The 6,733-nt window shown below is 69.3% G+C and carries 6 protein-coding genes; 3 read left to right on the top strand and 3 right to left on the bottom strand.

Annotated elements, in window-relative coordinates:
• Positions 1-113: 113 nt before the first annotated feature.
• Positions 114-719, bottom strand: coding sequence for an urea carboxylase-associated family protein (locus QNJ67_23715; protein ID MDJ0611997.1), 606 nt, complete (start codon positions 717-719; stop codon positions 114-116).
• A gap of 14 nt (positions 720-733) precedes the next feature.
• A complete protein-coding gene (locus QNJ67_23710) occupies positions 734-1,936 on the bottom strand; it encodes a mandelate racemase/muconate lactonizing enzyme family protein (protein ID MDJ0611996.1) in 1,203 nt (400 codons plus the stop codon).
• Between the two features lie 84 nt (positions 1,937-2,020).
• Between QNJ67_23710 and pcaF the strand changes: the two genes are divergently transcribed.
• Positions 2,021-3,220: a 3-oxoadipyl-CoA thiolase gene (gene pcaF / locus QNJ67_23705; GenBank protein MDJ0611995.1), complete on the top strand. Its 1,200-nt coding sequence runs from the start codon at positions 2,021-2,023 to the stop codon at positions 3,218-3,220.
• Between the two features lie 9 nt (positions 3,221-3,229).
• On the opposite strand, the gene QNJ67_23700 is transcribed toward pcaF, so the two are convergent.
• The gene (locus tag QNJ67_23700; GenBank protein ID MDJ0611994.1) at positions 3,230-4,732 is read right to left on the bottom strand and encodes a di-heme oxidoredictase family protein; all 1,503 of its coding nucleotides are present in this window, start codon (positions 4,730-4,732) and stop codon (positions 3,230-3,232) included.
• Between the two features lie 177 nt (positions 4,733-4,909).
• Between QNJ67_23700 and QNJ67_23695 the strand changes: the two genes are divergently transcribed.
• Entirely contained in the window at positions 4,910-6,169 is a 1,260-nt protein-coding gene (locus QNJ67_23695) for an APC family permease (GenBank protein ID MDJ0611993.1), read from the top strand.
• Positions 6,170-6,310: 141 nt separating this feature from the next.
• A partial coding sequence (locus tag QNJ67_23690) for an FAD-dependent oxidoreductase (protein ID MDJ0611992.1) occupies positions 6,311-6,733 on the top strand: 423 nt, incomplete at its 3' end.

Raw genomic sequence — 6,733 nt, 5'->3', positions numbered from 1 at the left:
TTCTCGAACATCGTGGCGCCGGGCACGTCGAGCACGCCGCCCGTGATCACCCGCCCGTGCTCGCCGCAGGCATGGAGATCGACCGCCTGGATCATGCGGGAGAGTTTCATTGGTCAGCCCAAAATCTCGAAGTGGCACTCGCGCGGCGGCTGGCCGCCCTCGCCGTTGATCGGCAGGATATCCTGCGGGCAGGTCGAGAAAGCCATGAAGCAGTCCATCTCTGCCTTGAGCACGATGTACTGGCCCGGTTCTGCCACCGTGGGCTTGAAGTCTAGGTCGTAGCCGTCGGTAACCGGGATGTTCATGAAGATGTTCCAGGAGCCGGGGATCGCGAAGGGCGGCGTCGCGCCCAGCTCTATCATGCCCTCGAACATGTTGTCCTGGCAGTTGCGGTGGTAGCCCTCGACCCCGAGCAGGCCGTAGCGGTGCCTGTCGCAGGCCGCCATCAGGGTGTCGTGGATGCCGGGCGTGGTGTCCTCGGTCATGGTGACGATGGGCCGGCGCTGGTTGGTCACCAGGGTGTCGCCGGCCTTGGGCCAGAGATGCTGGCTCCAGGCCCGCGAGGCCTCGACCGAGAGGTATTCCCGCAGGTCGTAGGCGTTGAAGGCCCAGAAATCGACCACCTGGGTGCCATGGGTGTTGATCAGCTTGAGGTGCTGCCCGGCAGTGAGGCGCGCCGCCTTGCCGTGTCCGGCCGGGATGGTGACCAGTTCGCTCATTCTATGTCTTCCTTTCAGCCTTCGCTCCGGCGCCGCCGCAGCTCATCGCCCGCCAGCAGCTCCGGCCTGATGCCGAGCCCCAGGCCCGGCCCGTCGGGCGCGCGGATCATGCCCCCTTCCAGCGGCGGCGGGCGGTCGACCAGCGCGTGGTACCAACCGTAGTAGAAGCCCCGGGTGATCTCCTGCTCCTCGACGTTGGGGCAGGCCAGCGCCAGATGCACCGAGGCCGCCAGGGTGACGGGGCCGGAGCAGTCGTGGAAGGCGATGGGGCGGCCCGCCTCCTGGGCCAGGGCCGCGACCTCCCGGGCCGTGGTGATCCCGCCGCCCCAGGTCACGTCCATGATCGGCACGGCCAGACCGCCGCGTCCGATCAGGTCGCGGAAGGCGCCGAGGCCGCCGAGGGTTTCGCCGCCCGCCACCCGAATGTCGGTCGCCGCGACGAGGTCCGCGATCATGTCGATGCGGTCCATCGGGACCGGGTCCTCGATCCAGTCGATGGCGAGCGGCGCCAGCGCCTCGGCGATCTTGCGCGCGGCGGACAGGTCCCAGAGGCCGTGCAGCTCCGCCTTGAGGCGCATCTTTGAGCCGTGGGTTTTTCGAATCTGCTCAAAGGGTTCCAGGGCGCGCTTCAGATCCTCTGTTGATATGTCCCGGCCGTCCCTGGCGCCCTCGGCGAAATCGAAGGGCCAGATCTTCATGGCCGAGATGCCCATCTCCAGCAGCTCCGCCGCCAGCTCCGCCGGGCGGTTCATGAAGGCGTCCAGGTCCTCGAAGCGCCGACCGGCCAAGCCGTCACCCGAGAGCCCGAAGTTGTCGGGCCGGACCTCGGCGGTCTGGGAGACGTAATCGGGGCCGGCGCAGGTGTTGTAGACCCGGATCGACTCCCGCACCGCGCCGCCGAGCAGGTCGTGGATGGGCTTGCCCTCGGCTTGGCCCTTGAGGTCCCAGAGCGCCACGTCGAGCGCCGAGCGGGCGCGCATCTCGGCGCCGGTGCCGGCGAAGCCGACGTAGGGCCGGGTGGCCGACCACAGGGGGACCGGTTCGGCTTCCCGGCCGAGCAGCAGCGGCGCGATCCGGCCATGGATATCGGCTTCGACCGCCTCGGCGCCGAACCAGGTCTCGCCGAGGCCAATCAGGCCCTCGTTGGTCTCCACCCGCACCCAGATCTGGTTCGGGTGGGCCTTGGGGCGCAGCGTTTCTATTCGAGTGATCTTCACGGCTTTCCACCCCCCGGCAAAAAGTACAGCATGGCATCCCGGTCGAGGGAAGGATTCCCGGCCGACCGCAAGGAGACCCGACCGGTGGCCGAGGCCTTCATCGTCGATTACGTCCGTACGCCGATCGGCCGCTACGGCGGCGCGCTCGCCTCGGTGCGCGCGGACGATCTCGCGGCGGTTCCGCTCCGCGCCCTGAGCGAGCGGCATCCGGCGCTCGACTGGGCCCGGCTCGACGACGTGATCCTGGGCTGCGCCAACCAGGCGGGTGAGGACAACCGCAACGTGGCGCGCATGGCGACGCTCCTGGCCGGGCTTCCCGAGGCGGTTCCGGCGGTGACCGTGAACCGGCTCTGCGGCTCGAGCCTGGAGGCGCTCGCCATGGCGGCCCGCGCGATCAGGGCGGGGGAGGCGGAGCTGCTCGTCGCGGGCGGGGTCGAGTCCATGTCGCGGGCGCCCTTCGTCATGGCGAAGGCGGAGCGGCCTTTCGACCGCGGCGCCGAGATCCACGACACGACGCTGGGCTGGCGTTTCGTCAACCCGCTGCTCGAGGCCCAGTACGGCATCGACTCCATGCCCGAGACGGCGGAGAACGTCGCGGCGGAGTTCGGCATCGGCCGGGCCGACCAGGACGCCTTCGCCCTGCGTTCCCAGGAACGCGCCGCGCGGGCCCAGGCGGCGGGGCGTCTTGCCGAGGAGATCGTGGCGGTCGAGGTGCCGGAAAAGGCGGGTATCCGCTCCGTCGAGGCGGACGAGCACCCGCGCGAGACGAGCTTGGAGAAGCTTGCCGGGCTCCCGACCCCCTTTCGCGCGGGCGGGTCGGTCACCGCCGGCAACGCCAGCGGCGTCAACGACGGCGCGGCGGCGCTGGTGGTCGCTTCCGAAGCGGCATGCCAGGCCAATGGTCTTACGCCCCTGGCCAGGGTCGTCGGCGGGGCGGTAGCGGGCGTGGCGCCGCGCATCATGGGCATCGGCCCGGCCCCGGCGACCGAAAAACTGCTGGCCCGCCTCGGTCTTGGGATCGGCGATTTCGACGTGATCGAGCTGAACGAGGCCTTCGCCAGCCAGGCCCTGGCCGTCCTGCGCCGGCTCGGGCTGCCCGACGATGCCGAGCAGGTCAATCCCAACGGCGGCGCCATCGCGCTCGGGCATCCGCTGGGCATGTCGGGAGCGCGCCTCGCCGGGACGGCGGCGCTGGAGCTGCGGGCACGGGGCGCCAGGCGGGCGCTGGCCACCATGTGCATTGGGGTCGGGCAGGGGATCGCCTTGGCGCTCGAGGCGCCTTGATCCTTTGGGCTAAAGGGACTTGAGGAAGCGGATGAGCTGGCCGCGCTCCCGCTTGCTCATGGCGGCGACCTTCTGCTTCGCCGCCTCGGCCTCGCCGCCGTGCCAGAGGATCGCTTCCAGCAGGCTGCGCGCGCGGCCGTCGTGCAGGAAGAAGCTGTGCCCGCTCACGGTCTCGGTGAGCCCGATCCCCCAGAGCGGCGGCGTGCGCCACTCGCGCCCGTCGGCCATGCCTTCGGGGCGGTCGTCCGCCAGTCCCGGGCCCATGTCGTGCAGCAGGAGATCGCTGTAGGGCCAGATCAGCTGGAACGACTGCTCTGGGTTGCTCTCGTCGCGGGGCGTCACGTACTTCGGCCGGTGGCAGGCGATGCAGCCGCTCTCGTAGAACAGCTTCTTGCCGGCGAGCACCTCGGGGTCGGTAAGGTCGCGCCGGATCGGCACGGCGAGGTTGCGCGCGTAGAACACCACGAGGTCGAGCATGGACTGGGAAGCTTCCAGGCCTTCTCGCGCCGCTCCGTTGCCGTTGGGCGCCGCGCGGCAGTCTTCCTGCGCCGCGGTGCAGTCGCCCCAGGCCGTGTCCGCGATCGGATTGGAGATCCCGATGTCGCCGTGGAAGGCGCGCGCGCTCTGCTGCGCGATGGTTGGGTCGCCGGCCTTCCAGCCGAAGCGGCCGAGCGCGACCTCGCCGGCGACGTCGTCCCAGACCCGGTTCGGCCGCCCTGAGATCCCGTCGCTGTCGGCATCGTCGGGGTCGGCGGAGGCCAGGATGTCCCGCTCGTCGATCGCCTCGAGCAGGCCCATGCCGATCATCGGCTGGGCGACCCTGGGAGAGAGCTGAACTTCCGGGTGCAGCGGGCCGTAGCCGAGGTCGGTGACCGAGTAGGTCGGCTTGCGCAGGTGAACAACCTCGCCGCCGGCCAGTTCGACGGGAATCTTCTCGTAGGTTATCTGCATCTTGCCCTCGGGCATGATCCCCTGGACCGCGAAGTCCTGGAGCTGGCCGCCGTAGGTCGGCTCGGGCACCACGAGGATGCGCCCTTCGGACAGTCGTCGCCGCTCCGTGTCCGTTTGCGGCGGGATGCTGAGCCGCAGGACCATCGAGACGGCATCGTCCGCCGGCCAGTTGGCCGCCGGCGGGTGGCCCCGGCCGTCGTTCAGATGGCAGCGCTCGCAGGAGCGGGCGTTGAACAGGGGACCCAGGCCGTCCGAGGCCGGGGTGGAGGAGGGCGCCGGGATCCAGACCCTGCGGAAGATCGCGTCGCCCTCGTGGAAGTCGCGCCGGCGGTCGAGGGCCATGTTGGCCGGGAGTTGGGAGAAGGCGTCGTGGCTCAGATTCGAGCTACTGGTGGCGCCACCGGACCTGAGCTCGTAGGCCTCCGGTTTGGAGAAATCCGTGGTCGGCGCGACGACCCGGGCGATTCGCTCGGCCTCAGCCGACGAGGCCGCGGCGCCCGAGCCGGAAGCCAGCAGGAACGCCAAGACAAGCTTTGCAGCGAGGCCGAGTTTCGTTCGCATGTCACCACCGGCAACAGAAAAAGGGGAGCGAAGCCTTGCGGTTTCGCCCCCCGGTGAAGTTCTACTGAAAGAAGGCGCCGAGGTTCAAGGCCTGCGCGAAAGCCATGATTCATCTCAAGGCCGCATTTCCCGTTCTCGGGTCTCTGATAGACTGGGTCACGCGATCGGGGGATTTCCGTGGGATCGGACAACCAGGCCAAAGCCCATGCCGGCGGCGGCAGCCCGGCGCCGCAGCTGCAGCGCCGGCTCTCGCTGACCATGATCACGCTCTACGGCCTCGGCACCACGATCGGGGCGGGCATCTACGTGCTGGTCGGCAAGGTCGCAGGCCGGGCCGATCTCTTCGCGCCCCTGGCCTTTCTGGTCGCGGCGCTGCTCGCGGGCCTCTCGGCCTTCTCCTTCGGCGAGCTCTCGGCCCGCTATCCCAAGAGCGCCGGCGAGGCGGTCTACGTGCGCGAAGGCCTGGGGCTGAAGTCGCTCGCCCTGCTGGTCGGGCTGGGCGTGATCATGAGCGGGATCGTCTCCGCCGCCGCGATCTCCCTCGGCGCCGGCGGCTACCTGATCGCCTACCTCGCGGCGCCGAAATGGCTCGTGGTGACGGTGGTGATCCTGCTGCTCGGCGGCTGCGCCGCCCTCGGCGTGGTGCAGTCGGTCGGCACCGCCGCCTTCCTGACCCTGGTCGAGATCGGCGGCCTGATGCTGATCATCGTCGCGGGGGCCGGCGCGATCACCGATGTCGGCGAGCGGCTTCCCGACCTGGTTCCGCCGATGGAGCTCGCCGCCTGGGGCGGGATTCTCGCCGGTGCGGTGCTGGCGTTCTACGCCTTCATCGGCTTCGAGGACATGGTCAACGTGGCCGAGGAGGTGAAGGATGTGCGGAGGGTCCTTCCGGCGGCCATCGTCCTCACCCTGGTAGTCACCACGCTGCTCTACATCGTCGTCGCCCTGGTCGCGGTCCTCGCCCTCCCGCAGGAGGAACTGGCGGCGAGCGACGCGCCCCTCGCGCTGGTGTTCGAGCGGACCGGCGGCTCTCCGGTTCTGCTGACCGGCATTGCGGTCGTGGCAACGGTCAACGGGGCGCTGATCCAGATCATCATGGCGTCGCGCGTGCTCTACGGCCTCGGGCGGGACCGGGCGATACCCGCGGTCTTCGGGCTGGTCAACGCGCGCACGCGCACGCCGGTCTTAGCGACCGGTGTGGTCACCCTGGCGGTCCTCGTACTCGCCGGGATCGCGCCGATCGAGACCCTGGCCGAGGTGACCTCACTGATCGTCCTGACCATCTTCACCCTGGCCAACCTCTCCCTGGTCAGGATCAAGCGCCGCGATCCCCGCCCCGCAGGCATACGCACCGTGCCGTCCTGGGTGCCTTGGTGCGGCTTCGTGTCGAGCGCGATTTTCCTGGGCTTGGCTCTGTTGACGGTCCTTAATGGCTGAGCCGCCCGCCGGGCGGGATGTCGCTATCCAGACCTTAGAGGACGGATCGCGAAAGGAGTCGGGCGGCACGTCACACTAGAGCTTTTGGGCTGAGCGCCCGCAGGGTCGGGCAGGGTTGGAAACGAAGGCCGAGGAAAACTCATGAAGTCGCATGTGCAGGTCGCGGTCATCGGCGGCGGTGTCGTCGGATGCTCCGTGCTCTATCACCTCACCAAGCTGGGCTGGAAGGACGTCGCTCTGTTCGAGCGTGACGAACTGACCTCGGGCTCGACGTGGCACGCCGCCGGCGGCATGCACACGCTGAACGCCGATCCCAACGTGGCCAAGCTGCAGGAGTACACGATCGGCCTCTACAAGGAGATCGAGGAGATCTCCGGCCAGTCTTGCGGCCTGCACCTCACCGGCGGCGTCATGCTGGCCGGCACGCCCGAGCGGATGGACTTCATCAAGTCGGCCCACGCGAAGGGCCGCTACCTGGGCATCGAGACCGAGCTGATCAGCCCGGAGGAGGCGGCCGAGATGCTGCCGATCATGGACCCGAAGCACTTCATCGGGGCGCTCTAC

It is taken from the genome of Kiloniellales bacterium, assembly GCA_030064845.1.
GTDB lineage: Bacteria > Pseudomonadota > Alphaproteobacteria > Kiloniellales > JAKSDN01 > JASJEC01.
The sequence above is the reverse complement of the archived record's forward strand: the minus strand, read 5'-3'. Positions and strand labels throughout refer to the sequence as shown.

Coding starts and splice junctions, on each gene's coding strand:
- QNJ67_23700 (MDJ0611994.1), bottom strand. CDS start 4,732: ATGCGAACGAAACTCGGCCTCGCTGCAAAGCTTGTCTTGGCGTTCCTG.
- QNJ67_23715 (MDJ0611997.1), bottom strand. CDS start 719: ATGAGCGAACTGGTCACCATCCCGGCCGGACACGGCAAGGCGGCGCGC.